A 24,459-nucleotide genomic window follows, 5' to 3' on the forward strand; every position below is an offset into this window, starting at 1 on the left:
TTTAAATCCCTTTTCCGGGACCAAAATAACGATAAAATTTCTGCCCAATAAAAAAGCGGCTCAATGGCCGCCTTTAACAGGTAAAAAATTATACCAATATGATGGGGATGACGAGTGAATTGAATGACGAACGACGAATTGGGAGGAGTCATTTGTCATTCCGCTTATTTGCTGTGTTCGTGCTCATCAATTTGCTTTAAGAACTGCATCATATTTGCTTGATCATTATTGCTTACTGTAGCTTGTCCTGTATTTAAATTTTGATTTCCTTGTTTTTCAAGCCAGGTGATATAATTTTTTACTGCATTGGTAACACACTCTGCAATTTCCTGCTGGCCACTTTCGCTATTCAGGTAATCTTCTTCTTCCTTGTTCGTAATATATCCAGTTTCAACTAAGATGCTCGGCATTGCCGTTGCCTGCAACACCCAAATACCTACCTGACGCTGGCGTTGTCCCCGGCTGGTTCTACCTACTTTTGCAAATTGTTCTTCTACCATTCCGGAAAGCGTAGCACTGCGCTTAAAGAATTGTTTGGTTTTCAAAAGAGACAGGGCTATAAAATCTGGTGAGTTGGGGTCGATATCGCCGTATTTTTCTTTATAGTTTTCTTCATTGAACATGGGTGCGTTTTCACGCATGGCCACTTCCTTATCCTCATTTTTATGAGAACCCCAGATATATGTTTCGGTGCCTTTTGCCGGATTTGGTATTTTATAAGTGCGGTATTGAGGTACTTCCCTGGTTACTTTCTTTCGTTTTTTACCCTTGCCTGTATAACTAACCACTTTCTTAGTTCCCAGATAATCCCTTTGAGTAATGGGAGGGGCTGCATTTACGTGAATGGAAATGAAAAGATCGCCTTTATTATGGTTAGCAATTCTTGCTCGTTCATGAAGATCGACAATGGTTCTTTCCGGCCGGGTTTCTATGATACGTATCTCAGGAAATTCCTTAGCTATTTCTTTTACTAATTTTTTCGAAACCTCATAGCAGATCTCGTCTTCATAGGAGTAGCTACCCTTAGCTCCGTTATACCCGCCATCACTTTCAATGCCATGCCCGGCGTCAATTACAATGGTTTTGATAGCTTTTTGCTTTTTTTCGAATGTAAAAGAAGCAAGTACAGTAACGATAGAAAAGCAGCCAAGAATCAGCAATGTTTTCTTTAGCATAACAGATTTATTTTTCCAGTTTAGGCAATCTTCACAAATTGTTAAAAGCGTAAACTGTTACATTTGTCCACGCCTTATGACGGGTATGCACAAATTTAGATCAAAAAAAATCTTTTCGGGTATTGTTATTGTTACATTTTGCTCTGCATTAACATGGAAAGGCGAAGCCCATCCAGTAAGTGGATGGGAATTTTACAGCCTTTTAACAAAAAGGCAGGATACCATTCCCAAACCGAACCGAGACTCCAGTAAAAAAAAACCTTCTTTACCACTATTTCGGGATTCTTCAAGTAACAGAAATATCATTTCAGAAACGGATACTGTCCCTAATAGAGATACAACGCCTGGTAATGTACGGGTGGATACTTTTTCCTTTAAAATATCAAAAGATACTTTAGAGGCCCCTGTAAACTATGAAGCTGAAGATAGTGCAGTCATCCAGGTGCCGGAAAAGCGGGTTTTGCTTTATGGTAAAACAAAGACCACCTATAAAGATGTAACACTTACTGCTCCTGTGGTAGCACTGGACCAGGAGACGCATATTCTGACTGCCATTGCAGACAGGGATAGTTTAGGGGATGTATTGAATCGTGCCCATTTTGAACAAGGTACTAATGTATTTGATTCAGATACTATTGCGTTTAATTTCAAAAGTCAAAGGGGGATTACCCGTAATACCTTTACACAGCAGGAGGAAATGTTCATCCAAGGTGAGAAGATAAAAAAGATAGATGATAAAACAGTTTTTATTAGCCGTGGGCGTTTTACAACCTGTAACCTCGATGAGCCTCACTTTGCTTTCAGGACCAACAAGTTGAAGGTCATAAATAAAAAAATAGCTGTTTCAGGTCCGACTCACCCTGAATTCGAGGGTGTTCCTGTTCCCGTTTACCTGCCCTTTGGTTTTTTTCCATTGAGCAGTGGGCGACATTCAGGATTTTTACCTCCCCAGTATACTACCAATGAAGACTTTGGAGTAGGGCTTGAAGGGGTTGGTTATTATAAAGTATTGAACGATAATTTTGATGTAACACTAAGGGGAAATATTTACTCTTACGGTGGTTGGAGTGCAACACTGACCCCTACTTACCGGGTGCGTTACCGATATAATGGATCAATGAATTTCAGTTTGCAGCATACGAAATTCAATTTTAAAGGTGATCCTGATTATAACCTGGTTAAAACCTTCCAGATTAACTGGAGCCATAGCGTTGACCAGCGGGCAAGGCCAGGGACATCATTTTCCGCCAACGTAAACGCTGGTTCTACAAAATACAACCAGTATGTAGCCAACAATCCATATAAAAATTTCCAGAACCAGTTGAGTTCGTCTATTGCATACTCGAAAAACTGGGCTGGTAAACCCTACAACCTTACACTGAGTGCCAATCATAACCAGAATAATAATACCCGACTAATTAATTTAACATTACCAGATGCTGGCTTTACAGTGAATACCCTTTATCCTTTGCAACGTCAGGAATTAGTGGGTACTCCAAAGTGGTATGAAAAACTGGGTATAGGCTATAGCGGTTCCTTCCGTAACCAGATTTCATTTTACGATTCATTATTTTCTTTTGATCATTTGCTTGACACCATGCAATGGGGTGCATCGCACCGGATTCCAATCACTCTTTCATTACCGCCAATGGGACCATTACTGATTTCCCCTTCAGTATCCTATGAAGAAGTATGGCTGCAAAAGCAATCACATTTAAAATGGAATGATGTTACGAAAAAATTAGATACAAGTTATAGCAAAGGGCTATTTACAGATAGACAAATGTCATTTGGTTTAGGATTCAATACTTCTTTATTTGGGACCTTCCAATTCAGGAATTCAAGGCTTGCTGCGCTACGACATGTTATGAGGCCAACGTTCAGTATCAACTACCGGCCAGATCTATCCAAACATCATTATTATAAAGTGATCGTGGATAGTACTGGGCGTGAGCTGGAGTTTTCTGAATTTGCGGGCAATCTGATGGGTTCTGGTTTCAGTAAAGGTCAATATGGTGGTATTTCGTTTGGTATTGACAACAATCTTGAAATGAAGTGGCGCTCTAAAAAAGATACTGGTGAAAATGCCATTAAAAAAGTCCGTTTAATTGATGGCTTTGGATTCAACAGCGGCTATAACTTTTTGGCAGATTCACTTAAGCTTCAAAATTTCAACCTTTATTTAAGAAGCACGTTATTTGAAAAAATAAACCTAACAGCCAGCGCATTGTACTCTCCATATAAAACAGACCAATATGGCCGACCCATTAACCAGTTTGCCTGGGAGGGTCCAGGGTTCAATCTTGGCCAGATAACTTATGGAAGTATTTCAATGTCTACCAGTTTCCAAAGTAAAACCAAAGATGAAAAGGAAGGTAAAACTAAGCAAGAGCAGCCCGATGCTGCCGATCTGAATCGGATCACAGATCCTAACCTGGTGGCTGACCAGCAGCAATTAATGGATTACATGCGCCGCAATCCAGCTGAGTTTGTAGATTTCAATGTGCCCTGGCAAATCAGTCTCTCATTTGCATTAGGTTTTAACCGTCGTCCTAAGTCTGATTATAGTGGTTTTGAAACCGAGTTGAACTCTAACCTGTCGTTCAGTAACAGTTTTAGTTTAACGCCTAAATGGAACTTTAGTACGAATGGCTACTTCGATGTCATAACGAAGAAGCTTCAAACATTTACTATGTCCATCAACCGTGAAATGCACTGCTGGCAAATGTCTATCGGTGTAACACCAGTAGGTGTTTACCGCTCTTTTAACTTTACCATAAGTCCTAAGTCTGGTATTCTGCAGGATCTGAAAATCAACCGTTCGAGGTATTTTTATAATTATTGATAAATTGAATTCAGGAATTGCCAAACCTAAGCACCTATGATCTGGTATTTCCTGAATTCACTTATTTGCGATACATGAGGATAAGTTTAAGTTTTCGATGTTAAAACTTCAAATCCCAAATAATTAACTTCGCATTCCTATGCATTTTTCTGCTCACCAGTTACCATATCAGCAAACAGGAGTTTTCTCTAAGATCATTATAGATTATTTAGAAGATGCCCCAAATCTGCAGCAATTTTATTCATTCAGGCCCACATTAGAAGGTATAAGGCAGGCTATTCAATTAAAGAAATCGCAAGTTATTGATCGGTCCTTGCTTGTTAAGATTTTACAAGGTCAGTATGGGGGAGTAGTTCCATCAGAAAAAGTAAATGGGAATATAGAAGCCCTGCTTTCGGAAAATACATTTACTATTTGTACGGCACATCAGCCAAATTTGTTTACGGGCCCTCTATATTTTATATATAAGATACTTCATGCCATAAAGCTGGCTGATTATTTACAACAGCAATTCCCAGAATATCATTTTGTTCCAGTTTATTATATAGGCTCAGAAGATGCAGACCTGGCAGAGCTGAATCATTTTAATGTTGATGGTAAGAAGTATGAGTGGCAGACAACACAAACAGGAGCAGTTGGAAGGATGAAAGTTGATGATCTTTTGATCAGGATCATTCATGAGTTGGAAGGTCAGCTGAGTGTCTATCCACATGGGAGTGAAATAATGGAGATCGTCCGGAAGGTATTCCGCAAGGGTGAAACTATCCAGCAGGCAACATTTGAGTTGGTACATCACTTATTTGCTGATTTTGGTTTGGTTGTACTGATTCCTGATCATCCAGATTTAAAGCGATGTATGTTGCCCGTATTTCAAGATGATCTTTTGAATCAAAAGCCTTCTGCCATAGTATCAGCAACCTCAGAAAACTTATCACAGCAATATAATGCTCAGGCAAACCCAAGAGATATCAACCTTTTTTATTTGAAGGATCATATCCGCGAACGCATTATAAGAAACGGCAACAATTTCCAGGTTCACAATACAGAAATTACATTTACTTTAGAAGAAATACAAATAGAGTTACTCGAACACCCTGAGCGCTTTAGCCCGAATGTCATTCTTCGTGGATTATTCCAGGAAACCATTTTGCCTAATATAATTTTTATCGGGGGAGGTGGTGAACTCGCTTACTGGCTTCAATTGAAAGCCTTATTTGATCATTATCAAACTCCTTTTCCAGTATTGATTCTTCGTAATTCATTCCTGTTAATAGAAGATAAATTGAAGCGCAAGATCGAAAAGCTTGCATTGTCTCTGGAAGATATTTTTCAGCATGAAGAATATTTGTTGAATAAGTTGGTTTTAAGAGCATCTACACTGAATCTTTCACTCAACGGAAGCTTGTCGAAAGCTGAAGAAGTTTATGAGGAAATAAAGAGGCAGGCTGAAGCTATTGATGCCACCCTGGCTCCTCATGTTGCTGCTATCAAAACGAGATCGTTGAAACTGCTGAAGGAGCTTGAAAAGAAAATGCTACGTGCGGAAAAGAAAAAGTTTGAGTCTGAGGAGCGGCAAATTACAGCTATCAGAAGCCATCTGTTTCCTAAAAATGGTTTACAGGAACGGCATGATAATATTACTTATTGGTATGCAGTGTATGGTAAAGAATTGATACAAGAACTGTATACTTTTTCATTGACCCTGGAACAACAGTTTACTGTAATGTCGTATCAATCGAATGGCGAATGAAGAACCGAACTTCTTCATTCGCCATTCAGAACCAGTAGATCTGGCGCATCATCATCCAGCACATATAAATGCATATTGTAAAAAGCCAGTGATGATGCGGAAGGAGAATTGTACAAAAGCCAGGTTAAACGTCAAAGTTGTTAGGATAACCACCAGACTGCAGATGCTCCACCTTTTCATGTACCTCTTTTTTTAATTGCTCCATATAAAGTGTAATCTTTTTGCTAAGGGATTCGTCTGATGCGCCTAAAATTTTAGCAGCAAGTATGCCTGCATTTTTTGCAGCATTTAAAGCAACCGTTGCCACAGGTACACCATTGGGCATCTGCAAAATAGAGAGAATAGAATCCCATCCGTCAATAGAATTGCTTGATTTAATGGGTACGCCAATAACTGGCAAGGGTGTAATCGCTGCTACCATACCAGGCAAATGTGCAGCGCCACCAGCTCCAGCTATGATAATTTTCAAACCTCTTTCTTTTGCAGTTTCGGCATACTGCATCATACGTTGGGGTGTACGGTGCGCAGAAACAACCGTCAGTTCAAAAGAAACACCAAAGAATTGCAATATTTCGGCTGCCGCTTTCATTACTGGAAGATCGCTGTCACTACCCATTATAATACCGACGGAAGGAGTTTGGTTCATCTAATGTAAAAGTTTATTGTAGTTTGCAAAGAAAGTTGCTGTCATTCAATTTTTATTTTTTTTTTGCTTAATTTATTCAATTACTGCACTAAATCGCCTCTTAACCTCATTAGTTCTATTTCAGCAACTTTTGTATTGTATCTGGCTCCAATTAACCTATTGTTGGCATCCTCCAGGCTGCGTTGGGCTTCCCGCATTTCCAGAAAAGTAGAGACACCTAGTCGGTAACGTTCACGCGCGATGAATAGATTTTCCCGGACTAGCTTGATGTTATCTTCTTCCAATTGCAAGGTGCGCTTATGGAGGTCATAGTCCTTATATGCGTTAGCAATGCTGGAGGTAATTTGAGCAAGGTCCCTTTTATATAATAATTCCTGATATTTTATGTCTAATTCTGCGGACTTAATCAATCTTCGCGTATTCATGCCATTAAATAGTGGAATAGTCGCAGCTAAACCGTAGTTAAAACCTCTATTTTGGTTAAATAAAGGTTGATAGGGGTCAACTACTGATTTATTATCATTGCGATTAAAGTTGTAAGCAGAGTTAAATGAGATTACAGGAAAGCGATCTGCTTTTTTTTCTTTTAACGTGAGCTGTGCAATGTCCAGATTCTTTTGTGTGATCAATAACTGTGGATTCACAGAAGTTACGCCCGATTGAATAGCATCCAATGAAAGAGTTGCATTAATAGGAATGCTATCAATAACTGAATAGTTGGTGTTCACCGATACTGCCAGTAACTGATTGAGCTGTTCTTTTAGTTTCAGAATATTGGTTTGTTGTGTCATGTGGGCGGACCTTTGGGCATTCAAGTCAATTTGAGCCTGCAACATATCTGGTTTAGCGCCGGTTCCAATATCGAGTTTGTATTGCGCCAGTTTTAATCGCTCGTTGATCAAATCCATCTGTTCTTCAATGGCCTTTAATTGTTGCTGTTGTCGGACGATGTCATAATAAGTCCGCATTACTTCGGCAACAGATGTAACAACCTGGTTTTTGATCTGCAACTCGCCCAGTTCCATAAATTCTCCTAACTTTTTCCGTGTTGCAAACATTTTCAGGCCATCGAACAGTGTCCAGTTAAGGCTTACAGATGCTGTAAGGTTGCTGGACTTTATGTTGTTCCCATCTCTTTTAGTACCATTTGCGAGTACCCTTTTATTGTCTACAATATTATAGATCATTCCTCCAGTTGCATTCAGACGAGGCGCAAAAGCATAGACTGAATAAGAATAATCCAAGGCTGCCAGAGAAGAATCATTCCTGGACAACAATATGTCATAGTTATTTGCCAGCGAAATGGCAATTGCATCTTCAATAGACAGTGTCTGTTGTTGTGCCTTTGCGGAAGTGGATAATACTAAGAATGTTACAATACTAACAAAGAGATTAGGAATTGTTATCCAGGGATTCAGTTGTATGCAGTTTTTAATTTTCGAGTTCATGAGCGTGTACCTGTTTTTCATGTTGGGTGATCATTTCTTTCTGTTCTGCTTCTTCCATTACTTCCAGTTCATTGCGTTTCTTTTTGGAAGATAAGTAGGAATACATAGCAGGTATTACAAAGAGCGTAAGTATCAAAGAAAACACGATACCTCCTACAATCACGATACCTAACGGAATACGGCTAGTTGCTGCAGCCCCTAGTGAAAGAGCCAGGGGTAATGCACCAAGTGCCATGGCAAGGCTTGTCATTAAAATAGGACGCAGTCGTTGGCTGGCAGCATAAATTACAGCTTCGCCTTTCTTCATGCCATGTAGACGGTTCTGATTGGCGAATTCAACAATTAGAATACCATTCTTCGTTACCAGGCCAATCAGCATGATCATACCAATCTCAGAAAATATATTTAAGGTTTGGTCAAACGCCCAAAGCGATAACAATGCACCTGCAATGGCAAGAGGCACTGTAAGCATAATAATCAGGGGGTCGATGAAGCTTTCAAATTGTGCTGCCAATACCAGGAAGATAAAGACCAGTGCCAGTAAAAATGCAAAGGCTATATTACTTGAGCTTTCGGCATAATCCCGACTGCTACCAGATAGTGATGTTGCAAAAGTCTCATCCAGTAATTTATCTGCAATTGACTGCATTGCTTTGATTCCATCCCCAATGGTTTTACCAGGTGCCAGCCCTGCAGAAACAGTTGCAGATTTGTACCGGTTAAAGTGGTAAATAGTAGAAGGCGTTGTCGCTTCTTCAAATGAAACCAGATTGTCCAGGCTGATCATGTTTCCAGCAGCATTTCTAACATACATGCTTTTCAGATCCATGGGATCGTCTCGGTCTGAACGTGCCACCTGGCCAATTACCTGGTACTGTTTACCCTCTTTGATAAAATAACCCAGTCGGCGGTTACTTAATGCTAGTTGGAGTGTTTGAGATACATCCTCAACACTAACACCTAATTCGCTTGCTTTCAAGCGGTCAATGTTTACTCTTAATTCAGGTTTATTAAATTTCAGGTCAGCGTCAACACTTTGAAAGGTCGGATTATTACCTGCTTCTTCCAGGAAGCGTGGGAGTACTTGTGCCAGTTTATTAAAGTCGTTGTTTTGGATAACAAACTGTACCGGCAAGCCACCGCGGCGGTTAACAGCAATGGTTTGCTCTTCAATGGCAAAAGCTCTACCCTCGTTATATTTTGGTAGATTCCGGTTTACCATAGATACAATATCTTTTTGAGAACGCTCTCTTTCGTTTGGATCAACCAGAGTTAATCGAACAAAACCCGAATTGGCTGAACCAGAACCACTGAAGCCCGGAGAAGTTACAGAAAGAATAGTCTGTTTTTCGGGCACAGAGTCCAACATTAAGTTGTTCAGGCGATCTATATATTTATCCATTGCATCAAACGAAGTGCCTTCTGGTGCAGTTACTTGAAGTCTGAACTGGCTACGGTCTTCCATAGGGGCTAATTCTGACTGAATACTGCCTCCAATAAAATAAATGATACTAGCACAAACTGCAATCACTATGAAGGCTACCCAGCGTACTTTCATAAAACGGGTCAGCAGTGATTGATACCCGTTTTCCATACCCCTAAAGAACGGTTCTGTCTTATGATAGAACCAAGAATGTTTGTGTACGTCCTTACGGGTCATTTTTACGTTCAGAACCGGTGTGAGGGTAAGAGAAACGAAGGCTGAAATCAGAACTGCGCCTGCTACCACAATACCAAATTCACGAAATAATCTTCCCACAAAACCTTCCAGAAAAATAATTGGCAAGAACACTACAGCCAAGGTGATGGAAGTAGAAATTACGGCGAAATATATTTCTTTAGAGCCTTCCTTCGCGGCCTTCCATTTATTCATACCGCGCTCCATCTTTTTATAAATATTCTCAGTAACCACAATTCCATCGTCCACCACCAGACCTGTTGCGAGAACGATTGCCAGAAGAGTAAGTACATTAATAGTAAAACCAGCAACATACATGATGAAAAATGCTCCTATCAGTGAAACCGGTATATCTATCAATGGTCGGAATGCAATCAACCAGTCCCTGAAGAACAGGTAAATGATCAGCACCACCAATAAAAAAGCAATGATCAAGGTTTCTTCAACTTCTAAAATGGATTTCTTAATGAATTTTGTTTGATCGAGAGCAATGTTGAGCTTGATGTCCTCGGGCATTTCTTTCTTGATCTGTTCGAAACGTTTGTAAAATTCATTGGAGATGGAAACATAATTCGAACCAGGCTGTGGCACGATCGCAAGCGCAATCATCGGAATGCCACTTTCTTTTAAGACTGTTTCTTCATTTTCTGGCCCTAATACAGCTTCTCCGATGTCTTTAATGCGGACGTCACTACCTGCGACATTTTTGACAATAATGTTGTTGAATTCTTCTTCAGTATTCAGACGGCCAAAAGTCCTTACCGTTAATTCCGTTGCATTACCTGAAATTTTGCCGGAAGGTAACTCTACGTTTTGTTGCAACAAGGCTGTTTGTACATCGTTGGGCGTTAGATTATAGGCTGTTAATTTTTCAGGATTAAACCAAATGCGCATGGCGTAACGCTTTTCTCCCCAAATCTGTATAGAGCTTACACCTGGAATTGTTTGCAATCTTTCCACTAATACGTTATTGGCCCATTCTGTTATTTCTAGCTGATTCCGTGTGTTGCTTTGGACCGTCATTGAAATGATGGCATCAGAAGAGGCGTCAGCCTTTGATACTACTGGCGGGGCATCCAAATCGGAGGGCAGGGAACGAGTGGCTTGAGAAACCTTATCGCGGACGTCATTAGCAGCGGCTTCAAGGTCAACACTTAAATCAAATTCAACATTGATATTGCTGGAACCCGAGCTACTTAGGGATGTAATATTCTTTACACCAGCGATGCCATTGATAGCTTTTTCGAGTGGTTCGGTGATTTGCGATTCAATAATATCCGGGTTAGCTCCCGGGTAGGAGGTTCTTACATTGATATTGGGAGGATCAATGGCCGGATAATCGCGTACACCCAGAAACTTAAATCCAATTACTCCGAACAGCACAATAATGATGTTCAGCACAATGGCCAAAACCGGCCTCCGCAAACTTATTTCTGAAATGTTCATGAGATAGTCTTTTTATAAATATTTCAGCAATCAATTTTATTGGATTGATGCTGATGATTGATTAACTACTTTAGCCAGGGTGATAGGGGCTCCTGGTTTTACACTGAGCAGCCCCGTAACAACTACTGTGTCTCCTTTATTCAATCCGCTTGTGATTTGCACCATACTTGAATCGCGTACGCCAGTTGTTACGTCCACAAACTTTGCAGTTCCATTACTAAATAAAACAGTTTTTTTACCTCTGGCCTGAGGAACGATAGCCTGACTAGGGATCATCAAAGCATTGCTATTGGGATCAAAGTTCAACTTTACTTTGGCAAATCCACCTGGAACCAGACCGGTTTGATCTCCTTTCACACGAGCACGAATGGTAAGGCTACGGGTTGCCTGAGCTATGCCGGATTCAGTGGCCATCACTAATGCTGAGTAATTGCGATCGCTGCCATCCACAGTGAAATTTACAAAAGTTCCTGGCCGAATTTGGTTAATGTATTTTTCAGGAACATTGAAATCAATCTTAATATCGCTGGTCTTTTGAATTATAGTCAGAATGCTTAGGGGCGTAACAAATGCCCCCACGCTCACTTCCTTTAAACCTAATTTACCACTGAAAGGTGCCCGAATAACGGTTTTGGCAATTGATGTGTTTATGATATCCAGATCTGCCCGTAAGTTACTTACCTGGAGCGCAGTTATGTCATAATCCTGCTTGCTGATACCTCCAATTTTTTCCAATTGTTGATAGCGGTTTTCGGTTTGCTCAGCAATTTTTAATTGAACTTCAAGTTTACGTTTTTGAGCCTGCAAGTCTCCATCATACAGTTTTGCTAATATTGCTCCTTTACCAATAAAAGCACCTTCCCGGATGTAAAGGCCGATGATACGTCCTGAAACTTCAGGATGGATTTCAGTAGCTTCGTCGGCTACCAGAGTTCCTGACACTTCGATCGTTTCGCTAATAGTTTCTGTTTGCACTATAAAAACATCTACTTTGGGTGGAGGCGGCTTCATGCCCCCACGTTGCCCCTGAGTTGCAGAAACTTCTTTTTTTCTTTTTGATGAACAGGATATTAAGAGCATCGTTACGGAAAGACTAAAAAACAGTAGGTATAACAAATATTTCATCTTAAGGTATTGGCGATTAAGGTTTAAGCGCCAAAAGTAGCCACAAATCGGAAAAAAGTATTTTAAAGGACGCCTTGAAAATGTAGGATTAACATTAATTAACTGGCTATTGTATGAACTTGATGAAAAATGGTAGCATGCAGGTGATAAAAAACATATATAAGATATTCTTATCATTATTACCTAGTTTGATGCCATTTGGAAATGCAGGGGTGTACTACAATCCAAATGGATAAGTGTCGGGCATCTGATGGCTGTGTGGTGCCAAGTGAAGTGGATGCAGTGCTGATGATTTGTCAATATAAATAAACGCATCATATCGCTGAGGCAAGATAGTAGGTACATAGTTGCCATAACTTTCATAATGTGGTCTGTAAACTACCCCAACAGCTCTGTGACCGATCCGTTGATCGAAAAAAGGGGTATCCCTGAAATCTTCCATGAACAGTAGTTTATTCGAATCATCTGCCAGATGTAAAAGGTATTCCCAACTGCCGTCTCTTGCTTCTGGCAAATCCATTTTCTTCATAGGGGCACCCCAACTGCTCCCTGCTATAACTGTGCCTTCATAGCTTCCGAAGCCAACAAGTGCTACATCCTTCTCCGGATAGCGGGTGCGCGCCAGTTCTCCAATATTGTACATACCTTCATCGGTCATGTCGGTTGCTCTCGAATCACCAATATGAGTATTGTGTTCCCAAACAATTGCCTTTGAATCTGGCCCGTGAAAGTCCAGAAGCCTTTCTAAAGTTTCTTCCATGTGGCTATCACGGACATTCCAGGATTGAGGACCACCGTTGATCATGGCACGGTAATATTTTTCGGCATTGACAGCAATCAGGGCATTCTGCTCTGTGCTAAATACGACTTCTTCATCTGAATCGTATTGAGGAAGCTTTCGCCGGATCTCCTGAAGAAGCCCGACAACTTCTTCCTGGCATAAATCAGGGACCATTTTTGAAGCATAAGCATAGGATGTTCCTTCATCATTTTTGTATGGTTCGAAGCATAGGAAAGCTTCTTCGGCTTTTGTAAGTGCCTGAGGATCTACTTTTTGAAGGTATTCCCTGACGGCATGAAGAGAGTCCCAAAGACTATATACATCAAGCCCATAAAAGCCGATCCTTTGATTATACTGCAATGATTTATTGTAGTTGTTCAACCACTCTGTCAATGCTGCTATTTCCCAGTTTGCCCACATCCAGGTTGGCCATCGGTCGAAGGTTTTCAGGATTTCCAAGGCGCTTGTACCGGCTTTTCCTTTTATATACCTGTTAATTCTATAGCAATCTGGCCAATCGCCCTCAACAGCTATGAAGTTGAACCCCTTTCGTTCAATTAATTGTATGCTGATGTAACTGCGCCAAGTGTAGTATTCATGAGTTCCGTGGGTGGCTTCTCCTAACATTACGATCCGCTTATTGCCTATGCTCTCAATAAGTACGTCGAGGTCTACCATTTGATTAATCTCTATGCTTCTTTCTTTTATAAATTGAACAGCCTGCTGTTCGTCCTGATGTGTTTTTGTGAATATCATAAAACTGGCATTATATAATGAAATATACCCGAAACATTATGCCAAGGCGAAGGTGGGAATGTACTTAGGGGAATAGGATTGGGGACGCAAGCGGTGAGTGAATATCGCGGCTGTAAATATATTTTCTTGATGAGCAGGTGGTAAAAATGCTTTCCAAAGTTAAAAGAGAGCATGAGATGAACTAGGTAGTATAAGTGAAAAGGATTAACCACACATTTCTGAATAATATCTTTTCTTGTATTCAAGGACATTAATATAATATTCCATCAGGAAAATAGGCTTTTATGTTTGGACTAGAGTTTGTAACTTATAAGCACAAATGCTTTAATTATGACCGGATATCATCAAAATCAAAGTTGTATTGAGGCTTGTTTAAGATGTGCGTCTATTTGCAATTATTGTGCATCTGCATGTACTCAGGAGTATGAGATTCAAATGATGGCACATTGCATTCAATTAGATATGGAATGCGCTGTCATTTGTAATGCAACAGCACAATTATTGAGTTTAGGGAGCTCGAAAGCAGATGAAGTATGCCGCATTTGTGCTGAAATGTGCGAAGCATGTGCAGTTGAATGTGCAAAACATGAAAATGACCACTGCCAGGAATGTTCAAAGGTTTGCCGTCAATGTGCTGAAGAGTGCAGGAGAATGGTATAGTCATTTAAAGTCTTTGGTTCTTAGTTGCAATACAAAGTCAAGAACCTCAGTTACATTTGCAGAAATTGTGTGAGCCTTGAAGCATTTAAAAGCAGTTAATAAATATTTCTGGAAATACCGTTTTCGTCTTGGGATTGGTATTTTGTTTATTATCATTTCCAATTATTTTGGAGTATTAGCTCCGCAGGTTACCGGATTTGTTATTGATTACGTTCAGCGATCTCTGAATTTGCCAGGATATCAGCCAAGTGGCAACAGGCCTTCTTATGATATATTGGTGCAAGCTTTCATTGCCAAAGTTGAGCAATCGCAATATTCTGTCAGCGGTGTGGTTGCATTAAGTGGTATAACTATTCTGATTCTTGCTTTGTTGCGCGGCTTGTTTATGTTCCTTATGAGACAAACAATTATTGTAATGAGCCGTCATATTGAATATGATCAGAAAAACGAAGTGTTTGCTCATTATCAGAAGCTTGATACTTCTTTTTTCAAATCGCATTCAGTTGGTGATCTGATGAGCCGCATGGCGGAGGATGTAAGCCGGGTCAGGATGTTTACAGGTCCTGCCATTATGTATGTGGTCAATCTCATTTCTTTGATATCATTAAGCTTATTTTTTATGTTCCGGAGGGATGTGGAACTGACTTTGTATGTTTTAGCTCCCTTACCTGTATTAGCGGCTACCATCTATTTGGTCAACACCATAATTCATAGAAAAAGCGAAGAGCTACAGGCTACCCTAGCTTCTCTAACAACCAATGCGCAGCAATCTTATTCCGGAATCCGGGTCATTAAATCGTTTGCTCAAGAAACTGCACAACTCCGGTTTTTTGAACAAAACAGCGAAACTTATAAAAGGAGAGCAACTGAATTGGCAAAAGTAGAGGCCTTGTACTTTCCGTCTATGACATTGTTCATTGGTTTGAGTACCCTGCTTACCATCATGATCGGGGGGCTTTATTATATTAATGGACAGCACAATATTGGCATAGATACTATTGTAGAATTTGTGATTTATATTAACCTTTTAACGTTCCCGGTAAGTGCCATTGGTTGGACAGCCAGTATGGTCCAAAGAGCATCGGCTTCACAAAAGAGGCTAAATGAGTTCCTGGATACTAAACCAGCAATACAGAATAATCAATCAAATAAGAAAGTTGCGCTTCATGGCCCAATTGAATTTCGGGACGTTAATTTTATCTACCCACATACGAATATCCATGCGCTTAAGAATTTCAACCTTGAGATCAAGCCCGGAGAGCGGATCGCTATAATTGGGCGAACGGGTAGCGGGAAGAGTACCTTAGCTCAATTGCTGCTGCGCATGTATGACGTTACCTCAGGCGAAATTATACTTAATGGCGTTAATATTAAGGATATTGAGCTGCAATCACTGCGTCAACAAATCAGTTATGTGCCTCAGGATGGTTTCTTATTTAGTGATACAATAGAAAACAATATTGCTTTCGGCGCTGTGCAGGAAGATAAAACTAAAGTAGAGCAAGCTGCGGCCTTGGCTGTGGTGGATAGAGACATCGCAGGATTTCCTGAAAAATATAAAACTGTAGTAGGCGAGCGGGGGGTAACCCTAAGTGGAGGGCAGAAACAGCGTGTTTCCATAGCCCGCGCTTTAATGAAAGAAGCACCTGTATTGATACTGGATGATGCTTTGAGTGCCGTAGATGCGCGGACTGAAAAGGCTATTTTATCACAATTAGATCAATATTTACACAATAAAACTTCACTGTTTATCACGCACCGGATATTTAACTTGATAAATTTTCATAAGATTATTGTCCTGGAAAATGGTCGCATTGCAGAACAGGGTACACATGCAGAACTTTTAGCCAAAGAGGGTATTTATACCGAAATGTATGCCCACCAGATGCAGGAAAATAATGAAGAATAAAAATATACTGATTAAAATCATAATGATTGATTGTACGTCTTTTTGGCTGTATGAAAAACAATATTATATTTGTGAGGAACAAACAACTTTACCAAAACATTTTATTAACTGTAAAATTTAACGACTGTGGCGTACGAAAACAATGACAAAAAAATGGAAAGCATTTACAGCAAGCGGATTCGTGCAGGTAAGCGCAGAACCTATTTTTTTGATGTAAGGGCAACACGTGGCAACGATTATTATTTAACCATTACAGAAAGCCGCAAGCGTTTCAATGATAATGGTTATGACAGGCACAAGATTTTTCTGTACAAAGAAGATTTCAACAAGTTTATCAAAGCATTGACTGAAGCTGTTGACTACGTTAAAACAGAATTAATGCCTGACTTCGATTTCGACGCCTATAATCATGACGATTATGTTGAGGGTGAACATGATATTGAAGAAATTGGAAATGTGAGTGAAGCTCCTGCTTCAATCAGCGAAGTGACCCCTGTAAAAGCAGCTACATCTGAAGATGTAGATAAGTGGTAAGAAACACAAGTAAAAGTATATATGAGACCAAACCCTTCATCTTCTGGAGGGTTTTTCAGTTTGTGGGTAATTGATTTAATAAAGAAGAGGCCGTCTCAAAAGTATGAGGCGGCCTTTTTGATTTCAATACTAGTTTGTTTTGCTTTTTGTTTATAGAAAGTTTCCGGTGGCGTTTGGAAACTTTTTAGTACATAAGTGTACTTTTTGCCTAGTTTTCTAGGCTATTTTCTTCCTTAGGTTGTGTGCCAGTGCTACTAAGCCCATTTCAACGTTTACTTTGTTGATGCCGCGCAACAGGAATCTCTTGAAGCCATGGTTATGTTTGATGTTGGCAAACACGGGTTCAGTATCACAGCACCGCTGTTTTCGTTTTTGCATGCCCCGCTTTGTTTTTAGTCGCTGCTCTGCCTGTGCCACCAGGCGCTCCTTGTTGTGATTGATGTGCAGGCTGCGCTGCTCCTGGCCTGGGTTGCACTGCTGTTGTAAAGGACAGCCAGCACATTTGCTTGTCTGGTATACGCTAATGTTTTGTTCATATCCGTTTTTGGTGCGCTGTGTATAAGAGTCCACCTTTTTCATCACCTTGCCTGCGGGGCAGAGGTATTGATCCTTTTGCTCCTCATAGTCAAACTGATGCTTAGCATTCCCTTGTCTTTGATTGCGATCAAACAGCTGGTGTTTTACATAGGCGGTAATGCGCTTTTGTTCCAGCCACTGGTAGTTCTCTTCACTGCCATAACCTGCATCGGCGGTAAGGGAGGAGGGCTTTTGCTTATACTCTTTTATATGCATGCCCACATGATCTATCAAGGTATTGGTATCGCTGGGATTTTGATGAATACTATAGCAGGCAATGAACTGATGGTTGGTGCTGATTTGAACATTGTAGGCAGGCTTGAGCTGACCGTTTTTCATGTGATCTTCTTTCAGCCGCATAAAGGTGGCATCGGGATCCGTCTTGGAGTAGCTGTTGCGCTTTTCCCCTATGATCTTTTCCTGCTGCTCGTATTTCTGCAGGGCCGCTGGCCAGTGCTTTTGGGCATAGCCCAACTTCTGGCGGACGTCTTTATGAACGGGTTTATCCTTGAGGGCTTCATTGATCTTCTCAATGGTTTGAGCCACCTTTTCCCCATCGATGGGATCAAAACCGGAAGGGTCGGTATCCTCCAGTTCGCTGGCAGCCACGGATTGGGCATACTGCCATAGTTCATCGAGCTGTGTTTTGATGCGCTCCCTGCTGGTCCTGATGGCATTACCCCAGACAAAGGTGTAGCGGTTGGCATTAGCTTCGATCTTAGTACCATCGGTATAAAGCTCCTTGATGCTCAGCAGGCCTTCTTCACAGAGCAACACCACTACCTGGGTAAAGATTGGCTTCAGAGTTTGCTGTAAGCGATTGCTTCTAAAGCGGCTGATGGTGTTGTGATCGGGCTTATTGAGGGCGCTGAGCCACAGGAAGTGAATATTCTGTGCTAATTCCTGTTCAATCTTTCGACTGCTGTAAATGTTATTGATGTAGGCGTATACCAGTACTTTAAGCAGCATGCGGGGGTGATAACTACTGGTGCCTCCGGGCTTGTATTGAGCCAACAGAGCGCTGATATTCACTTTATCCAGCACCTCGTTGACCACCCGAACAGGATGATCCAATGCAATCATCTCGCTGAGATCAAGGGGCAACAGCACGCTCTGGTGCTGGTCACTTGTTTTGAAAACTACTTTTAAGGTTTTTCCTCTGGCCATACAGATTGGCAGCAAAAACAATACAGAACAGCACTAAAACACCAAGAACTTATACAGTACAATTGTGCATAAACCCACCTGAAAAACTGAAATAAAATATCAAAAAATAAAAGAGGGTGTCTCTTACTTTTGAGACACCCTCTTCTTTATCTGTATCTAGTTTAGAATAAATTCTAACTTCAGGTTTTTGTTGCTTGAGTAGCGGATTTGGGATAGCTCCGAGCTGTGTTATTTTATTTCCTCATCTTTTTATACATATTGATCAACCCATTTGTCGAGGAATCGTGCGAGGTTACAGTTTCTTCACCTTTTAATTCGGGCAAAATCTTATTGGCCAACTGCTTACCTAGCTCTACTCCCCATTGATCAAAACTGAAAATATTCCAGATCACGCCCTGAACAAAGATCTTATGCTCGTAAAATGCAATCAGTTCGCCTAAGGAGAAGGGAGTGAGCTTTTTAACAAGAATAGAATTGGTCGGCCTGTTGCCTGGGAAAATTTTGAAAGGAGCTAGTTTTGCTATTTCATCTACACTTTTTCCTTGTTGCAACAACTCCTGCTCTACTTCTTCTTCGGTTTTGCCATTCATCAATGCTTCTGTTTGAGCAAAGAAGTTAGATAAGAGCTTTGGGTGATGGTCGCCAATTGGATTATGGCTCTGTGCCGGGGCAATGAAATCGCAAGGTATCAGCAATGTGCCCTGGTGAATCAATTGATAGAAGGCATGTTGCCCGTTTGTACCTGGTTCACCCCAGATAATTGGACCAGTAGCATAAGTTACTTCCTCTCCGTTGCGGTCTACACTTTTTCCATTACTTTCCATATTTCCCTGCTGGAAGTAAGCTGCAAAGCGGTGCAGGTATTGGTCGTAAGGCAAAATTGCTTCGCTTTGGGCTCCGAAAAAGTTTACATACCAAATACCAATTAGGGCAAGTAATACAGGGATGTTTTCATTGAAGTCAGCATTCAGAAAATGCTGGTCAGCGGCATGTGCTCCTCTAAGTAATTGTTCAAAATTATCGTAGCCGATTGTTAGGGCAATCGATAGTCCAATCGCACTCCATAATGAATAGCGGCCGCCAACCCAGTCCCAGAATTCAAACATATTTGCCCTATCTATTCCGAACTTGGTCACTTCTTTTTCATTGGTTGAAAGTGCTGCAAAATGTTTTGCGACATGAGCTTCATCTTTAGCAGTTTGCAGGAACCACTCCCGTGCGGTATGAGCATTGGTCATGGTTTCCTGGGTTGTAAAGGTTTTAGAAGCAACCAGGAAGAGGGTTTCTTCTGCGTTTATTTTCTTTAAAGTTTCTGCAATGTGGGTGGCATCTACATTGGAAACAAAGAAGGTTTCAATACCATTTACCTGGAAAGGTTTCAAAGCTTCCGTTACCATGAATGGGCCAAGATCACTTCCTCCTATACCTATATTAACTATATACCGGATCTTTTTCCCAGTATAGCCTTTCCATTCTCCACTATGTATTTTACTGCAAAAGGCTTTCATTTGAGCCTGTACGCGGCGTACTTCCTCCATGACATCTTTGCCGGCTGAGTAAACCGGTTGGTCTGAGAAGTTGCGTAAAGCCACATGCAAAACCGAACGGTTTTCAGTTTCATTAATAAAATCGCCTTCAAACATTGCACTGATTGCGTCTCTCAGTTTGCATTCTTCTGCCAGTTGGATCAGAAGATTTTTTGTTTCTTCAGTGATAATATTCTTAGACAGGTCAACAAGAATATCATCTAATTGAAACTTATATTGGTCGAAGCGGTTCTTTTCCTGCTGAAACAAGCTTTTCATATGAACCTGTTTCATTTGTTCAGCATGTTGCTCCAGTGCATTCCATGCAGTTGTTGTGGTGGGGTTGATTCGCGGAAACATGATTGAATTTATGGTTTAGATTTTTTTGGTTTATAGTTTTTGCAGATCCAATGATAAAGGCACAAGATACTATGAACAAGCCATAGAAGGCCATCTCCCATAAGCGCTTTTTTCATTGCTTTAAGCATTGCTTCGATAGGAAGGAGAATCGTTTCTCTTCGGTAAGCTATTATCATCCGGAAAATTTTGTACAAAATAAATGAATGAGCTTATTGTTTACGAGCTATTGTTTATATAAGTTATTGATATATAGAATAAAGTATAAGAATGATGTAAGCCTTATGCTTTAATTAATGAGCATCTGTAACCTGTTTCTATTTCCTGCGTCATAATCTTAGTCATGACCCTCGTACCAGTTATCCCTGAAAATTACCGTTCGCTAGAAAACAATGTACCTTGCTAAGCATAGTACCTACCTTTGGATTGTAATCATTAATACTTAGTACTTAAATGCCAACTATAATGAGAAAAATTTTCTCCCTTTTAGCCATTGCAACGTTTATTAGTTCTTTTGCTCATGCGCAAACCAATGCTGGAAAAATCAGTGGGAGCGTGGTTGATGGTAGCCATAAAGCCATAACTTCTGCAACTATTTCTCTATTGAGGGCAACTGACTCGTCTGTTGTGAAATTCTCTGTAGCGGATAAAACAGGTCATTTCGAGTTTGACAATATATCTACCGGTAAGTACCTGGTTTCAGTGTCTGCCGTAGGGCACAATAAAGGTTTTTCCGAAATCTTAAACTTAAACGGAAAGCAAACGGGAGTTACTTTAAAAGCTATTGAATTGATTGCTCAGCCCAAAGATCTTACAGCCGTAACTGTTACTGCCAAAAAGCCTTTTATTGAACAAAAGATTGATCGCACGGTTGTAAATGTTGACGCTTCTGTTACCAATGTTGGTGCTACTGCCCTGGAAGTGCTGGAAAAATCACCTGGGGTTACAGTTGACAAAGATGGAAATATCAGCCTGAAAGGTAAACAAGGGGTGATGGTGATGATAGATGGTCGCCCCACTTATTTGAGTGCGACTGAATTAAGCAATTATCTGAAAAGTCTTCCGGCATCTGCTATTGAACAAATTGAGATTATGACCAATCCTTCAGCCAAGTATGATGCGTCGGGAAATTCAGGCATCATCAATATTAAGTCAAAGAAAAACAAACAAAAAGGGTTCAATGGAAATCTTACCGTCAATTACGGGCAGGGGAAATACTGGAAAAGCAACAATAGTATTAATATAAATTATCGCACAGGAAAGGTTAATCTATTTGCTAATGCCAGTGTCAGTCAGTGGAATGGCTTTAACACGTTGGAGATTAATAGAAAATTTTCAGACCCTGATTCCAGACAAGTGACTGCTATTTTTGAGCAAACTTCCCGAATGCTTAACAGCAATAAAAATGCAAATGTGAAATTGGGTGCTGATTATTACTTAAACAAAAATACTACTTTGGGTATTGTGACCACAGGTTTTATCAGTCCTAATAGATTCGCCAGCAAGAATACCAGTTTTTTACAAAATGCCGACAGCCAGTTAGATTCTATTGTATATGCTGAAAGTAAAAATAAAGGCACCTGGAAAAATGGCTCTGTGAACCTGAACTTTCGTCATCAATTTGATTCAACCGGGAGAGAGTTGACTTCGGATGTTGATTATATTACTTATAAAGCGTCAAGCAACCAAACCTTCAGCAACATCACTTATAATCCAACCTGGATCAAAAGACGTACAGATGATTTACGTGGTGACCTGCCTGTAAATATTGATATATATACGGCAAAAGTTGATTATGTACATCCTTTGAAAAAGGAAGCTAAGGTAGAAGCCGGTCTGAAAGCAAGCTTTGTGGAAACTGATAATTCAGCCAATTATTTTACGGTTTATGATCATTCAGAAGAGCCCGATTACAAAAAAACAAACCGGTTTTTGTACAATGAAAATATAAACGCAGCCTACCTCAATTTCAACAAACAGTTCAAGAAGTTTGGTGTTCAGGCCGGCTTACGATATGAGTATATTGCTTACAAAGGAAACCAACTGGGCAACCCGGAGAAGCAGGATTCATTATTCAAAAACAACTACGGACGTTTATTCCCCACTATGTTTGTGAGCTATGCTGCTAATAAGAATAACCAATTTGGTTTGTCTTTTGGGCGGAGGATTGATCGCCCGGCTTACCAGGATCTGAATCCGTTTTTGTTCTTCCTGGATAATTACACCTACCAGTCTGGTAATCCATACATCAAGCCGCAATTCACTAATAATATAGAGTTAACGCATACTTTCAAAAGCGTTTTAACTACAACCCTTAATTATAGTAGAACAAAAGACCTGATGGCGGAAACTTTTGAACAAGGACAAGATTTGAGTGGATCAACTGACTATGCAACTATTGTTAAGAGGGGTAATATTGGCCGGCGTGATGCAGCAGGTATATCAGTTAGCGCGCAAGTGCCGGCAGCTAAATGGTGGACTTCAATAATTTACTCCAATTACAATTACAATAAATTTAGGGGTAAAATCAATGGAAATAATGAGGTGATCGATATAGAAGCAACTAACCTTACACTAAATGTAAACAACCAATTCAAATTTAATCAGGGTTGGAGTGCTGAGCTAAGTGGTTTTTACCGTACAAAGGGAGTTGAAGGACAGATCATGATACAGCCAATGGGACAGCTTTCTGCCGGTATAAGTAAACAAGTGTTGAAAGGAAAAGGTTCTGTCAAATTGAATGTAAGAGATATTTTTTATACTCAGTATCCAAGAGGTGATATCAAATTGCAGAATACTGAAGCTCACTTTGAAAACCGTAGGGATAGCCGTGTAGCTAATTTATCATTCACCTACCGTTTCGGCAAGCCCATAAAAGAGCAACAACCTAGAAGAAGGACGGGTGGCGCTGATGCCGAGCAGAATCGTGTGAGAGTAGGAAACGGTGGATAATTGAAGGCTTTGTTTGAAGTTTAATATTGAAGAAAGGCCTGGAAGTGTTTCCGGGCCTATTTGTTTTTACTCCTATTTCTTATAATGAGCCAAACAGAGGAGGGCAGAGGCTGTATTTTTATCCCATCATTGAACAAAAATTCGTAAATCTGCAAACTGCTTTCAATGGCAGGTGCAAATCGTAATTCGTAAATCTCAAATCGTAAATTACCTATGCCTTCTTTTGATATTGTTAGCAAAGTAGACATGCAGGCAATGGACAATGCCGTGAATGTTACTAAAAAGGAAATTACAAACCGCTTTGATTTTAAGGACTCGCCAGTGGAGATCAACCTCAACAAAAAGGATTCAAAGATTGACATAGAGACCGGTGATGACATGAAAATGCGCCAGTTGATCGACGTGCTTATAAGCCGTTCTATGAAGCAGGGAATCGACCCGGCTGCCCTGGATACCAGTAAAGAGCCTTATCAAAGCGGAAAAGTGGTGAAAATGGAAGTGCCTGTGCGAAATGGTCTAAAGCAAGAAGATGCAAAAAAGATAGTAAAGCTAATTAAGGATTCAGGTTTAAAGGTTCAGGCCCAGATCATGGATGATCTAGTCCGAGTTACCGCTAAGAAAATAGATGATCTTCAAGAAGTTATACAATTGTGCAAGTCATCTAACCTTGATTTTCCTATGCAATATATAAATATGCGCAGCTAAATTTAACAACCATATATTTGGAAGGAATAATGAAAAATCCTACTTTCGCGCCTCCAAATAAGTTTAGAACACACTGTTATTAAATTAAGATATTATGAAACAAGGTATTCATCCTGCTAGTTACCGTTATGTGGTGTTTAAAGATATGAGTAATGGTACTGCTTTTTTGAGCCGCTCAACTGCTGCATCTAAAGAAACGATTAAATGGGAAGATGGCAATGAGTATCCATTGGTGAAACTGGAAATTTCCAGCACTTCTCACCCTTTCTTTACCGGTAAAAATGTATTGGTAGATACTGCAGGACGTATTGACAAGTTCAAAAAGAAATACGCAAAGAAATAAGGTTATATTTCTTTATCATATTATCCCGCTGGTTAAACCAGCGGGATTTTTTTTTCCTAAACTTCATGTTTAGGATCACT

Annotated in this window: 16 protein-coding genes; 8 read left to right on the plus strand and 8 right to left on the minus strand. The window is 40.3% G+C overall.

Annotation, left to right across the window (positions count from 1 at the left end; all coding sequences use genetic code 11):
* Positions 1–164: 164 nt before the first annotated feature.
* Positions 165–1,175 carry an N-acetylmuramoyl-L-alanine amidase family protein gene (locus tag OCK74_RS14160; RefSeq protein ID WP_279297704.1) on the minus strand — a complete coding sequence of 337 codons (1,011 nt, stop codon included), beginning with the start codon at positions 1,173–1,175 and terminating at the stop codon, positions 165–167.
* Between the two features lie 85 nt (positions 1,176–1,260).
* Between OCK74_RS14160 and OCK74_RS14165 the strand changes: the two genes are divergently transcribed.
* A complete protein-coding gene (locus OCK74_RS14165; RefSeq protein WP_279297705.1) occupies positions 1,261–4,020 on the plus strand; it encodes a putative LPS assembly protein LptD in 2,760 nt (919 codons plus the stop codon).
* Positions 4,021–4,159: 139 nt separating this feature from the next.
* Positions 4,160–5,770: a bacillithiol biosynthesis cysteine-adding enzyme BshC gene (gene bshC, locus OCK74_RS14170; RefSeq protein WP_279297706.1), complete on the plus strand. Its 1,611-nt coding sequence runs from the start codon at positions 4,160–4,162 to the stop codon at positions 5,768–5,770.
* A 124-nt stretch (positions 5,771–5,894) separates the two neighbouring features.
* Here the strand turns inward: bshC and purE are convergent, their stop codons facing one another.
* From purE to OCK74_RS14195, 5 genes are all read right to left on the minus strand, one after another.
* Positions 5,895–6,416, minus strand: a complete 522-nt coding sequence (gene purE, locus OCK74_RS14175) for a 5-(carboxyamino)imidazole ribonucleotide mutase (RefSeq protein ID WP_279297707.1) — start codon at positions 6,414–6,416, stop codon at positions 5,895–5,897.
* Positions 6,417–6,496: 80 nt separating this feature from the next.
* Positions 6,497–7,864 carry a TolC family protein gene (locus tag OCK74_RS14180; RefSeq protein ID WP_279297708.1) on the minus strand — a complete coding sequence of 456 codons (1,368 nt, stop codon included), beginning with the start codon at positions 7,862–7,864 and terminating at the stop codon, positions 6,497–6,499.
* Positions 7,848–10,988 (minus strand): efflux RND transporter permease subunit, encoded by a 3,141-nt coding sequence (locus OCK74_RS14185; protein WP_279297709.1) that lies wholly within the window; start codon positions 10,986–10,988, stop codon positions 7,848–7,850. Before OCK74_RS14185 ends, OCK74_RS14180 begins: the two co-directional genes overlap by 17 nt.
* A gap of 36 nt (positions 10,989–11,024) precedes the next feature.
* Positions 11,025–11,999 (minus strand): efflux RND transporter periplasmic adaptor subunit, encoded by a 975-nt coding sequence (locus tag OCK74_RS14190; RefSeq protein WP_279297710.1) that lies wholly within the window; start codon positions 11,997–11,999, stop codon positions 11,025–11,027.
* Between the two features lie 331 nt (positions 12,000–12,330).
* On the minus strand, positions 12,331–13,650 hold the full coding sequence (locus OCK74_RS14195) for an erythromycin esterase family protein (protein WP_279297711.1): 1,320 nt from the start codon (positions 13,648–13,650) through the stop codon (positions 12,331–12,333).
* A 330-nt stretch (positions 13,651–13,980) separates the two neighbouring features.
* Between OCK74_RS14195 and OCK74_RS28090 the strand changes: the two genes are divergently transcribed.
* From OCK74_RS28090 to OCK74_RS14210, 3 genes are all read left to right on the plus strand, one after another.
* The gene (locus OCK74_RS28090) at positions 13,981–14,310 is read left to right on the plus strand and encodes a four-helix bundle copper-binding protein (RefSeq protein WP_480287633.1); all 330 of its coding nucleotides are present in this window, start codon (positions 13,981–13,983) and stop codon (positions 14,308–14,310) included.
* A 76-nt stretch (positions 14,311–14,386) separates the two neighbouring features.
* The gene (locus OCK74_RS14205) at positions 14,387–16,219 is read left to right on the plus strand and encodes an ABC transporter ATP-binding protein (RefSeq protein ID WP_279297712.1); all 1,833 of its coding nucleotides are present in this window, start codon (positions 14,387–14,389) and stop codon (positions 16,217–16,219) included.
* Positions 16,220–16,345: 126 nt separating this feature from the next.
* Entirely contained in the window at positions 16,346–16,753 is a 408-nt protein-coding gene (locus OCK74_RS14210) for a DUF3276 family protein (RefSeq protein ID WP_279297713.1), read from the plus strand.
* A gap of 216 nt (positions 16,754–16,969) precedes the next feature.
* Here the strand turns inward: OCK74_RS14210 and OCK74_RS14215 are convergent, their stop codons facing one another.
* Together OCK74_RS14215 and pgi are read right to left on the minus strand one after the other, a co-directional pair.
* Positions 16,970–18,496 (minus strand): IS1182 family transposase, encoded by a 1,527-nt coding sequence (locus OCK74_RS14215; protein WP_279297714.1) that lies wholly within the window; start codon positions 18,494–18,496, stop codon positions 16,970–16,972.
* A gap of 233 nt (positions 18,497–18,729) precedes the next feature.
* A complete protein-coding gene (gene pgi, locus OCK74_RS14220) occupies positions 18,730–20,382 on the minus strand; it encodes a glucose-6-phosphate isomerase (RefSeq protein ID WP_279297715.1) in 1,653 nt (550 codons plus the stop codon).
* 462 nt (positions 20,383–20,844) lie between these two features.
* Here pgi and OCK74_RS14225 point away from each other — a divergent pair, with 462 nt between their 5' ends.
* From OCK74_RS14225 to OCK74_RS14235, 3 genes are all read left to right on the plus strand, one after another.
* Positions 20,845–23,331: an outer membrane beta-barrel protein gene (locus OCK74_RS14225; RefSeq protein ID WP_279297716.1), complete on the plus strand. Its 2,487-nt coding sequence runs from the start codon at positions 20,845–20,847 to the stop codon at positions 23,329–23,331.
* A gap of 213 nt (positions 23,332–23,544) precedes the next feature.
* The gene (locus tag OCK74_RS14230; protein ID WP_279297717.1) at positions 23,545–24,036 is read left to right on the plus strand and encodes a YajQ family cyclic di-GMP-binding protein; all 492 of its coding nucleotides are present in this window, start codon (positions 23,545–23,547) and stop codon (positions 24,034–24,036) included.
* Between the two features lie 94 nt (positions 24,037–24,130).
* Positions 24,131–24,379, plus strand: coding sequence for a type B 50S ribosomal protein L31 (locus OCK74_RS14235; RefSeq protein ID WP_279297718.1), 249 nt, complete (start codon positions 24,131–24,133; stop codon positions 24,377–24,379).
* The last annotated feature ends 80 nt before the right edge of the window (positions 24,380–24,459 follow it).

This window comes from Paraflavisolibacter caeni (assembly GCF_025628885.1).
In the GTDB taxonomy this organism is placed as follows: Bacteria; Bacteroidota; Bacteroidia; order Chitinophagales; family Chitinophagaceae; genus Flavisolibacter; species Flavisolibacter caeni.

What these genes read in the sequence shown, in the direction of transcription:
- OCK74_RS14180 (WP_279297708.1), bottom strand. Translation starts at nt 7,864, where the DNA reads ATGAACTCGAAAATTAAAAACTGCATACAACTGAATCCCTGGATAACA.
- bshC (WP_279297706.1), top strand. Translation starts at nt 4,160, where the DNA reads ATGCATTTTTCTGCTCACCAGTTACCATATCAGCAAACAGGAGTTTTC.
- OCK74_RS14165 (WP_279297705.1), top strand. Translation starts at nt 1,261, where the DNA reads ATGCACAAATTTAGATCAAAAAAAATCTTTTCGGGTATTGTTATTGTT.
- OCK74_RS14230 (WP_279297717.1), top strand. Translation starts at nt 23,545, where the DNA reads ATGCCTTCTTTTGATATTGTTAGCAAAGTAGACATGCAGGCAATGGAC.
- OCK74_RS14160 (WP_279297704.1), bottom strand. Translation starts at nt 1,175, where the DNA reads ATGCTAAAGAAAACATTGCTGATTCTTGGCTGCTTTTCTATCGTTACT.
- OCK74_RS14235 (WP_279297718.1), top strand. Translation starts at nt 24,131, where the DNA reads ATGAAACAAGGTATTCATCCTGCTAGTTACCGTTATGTGGTGTTTAAA.
- OCK74_RS14225 (WP_279297716.1), top strand. Translation starts at nt 20,845, where the DNA reads ATGAGAAAAATTTTCTCCCTTTTAGCCATTGCAACGTTTATTAGTTCT.
- OCK74_RS14185 (WP_279297709.1), bottom strand. Translation starts at nt 10,988, where the DNA reads ATGAACATTTCAGAAATAAGTTTGCGGAGGCCGGTTTTGGCCATTGTG.
- OCK74_RS14195 (WP_279297711.1), bottom strand. Translation starts at nt 13,650, where the DNA reads ATGATATTCACAAAAACACATCAGGACGAACAGCAGGCTGTTCAATTT.
- pgi (WP_279297715.1), bottom strand. Translation starts at nt 20,382, where the DNA reads ATGTTTCCGCGAATCAACCCCACCACAACAACTGCATGGAATGCACTG.
- OCK74_RS14190 (WP_279297710.1), bottom strand. Translation starts at nt 11,999, where the DNA reads ATGAAGCCGCCTCCACCCAAAGTAGATGTTTTTATAGTGCAAACAGAA.
- OCK74_RS14215 (WP_279297714.1), bottom strand. Translation starts at nt 18,496, where the DNA reads ATGGCCAGAGGAAAAACCTTAAAAGTAGTTTTCAAAACAAGTGACCAG.
- OCK74_RS28090 (WP_480287633.1), top strand. Translation starts at nt 13,981, where the DNA reads ATGACCGGATATCATCAAAATCAAAGTTGTATTGAGGCTTGTTTAAGA.
- purE (WP_279297707.1), bottom strand. Translation starts at nt 6,416, where the DNA reads ATGAACCAAACTCCTTCCGTCGGTATTATAATGGGTAGTGACAGCGAT.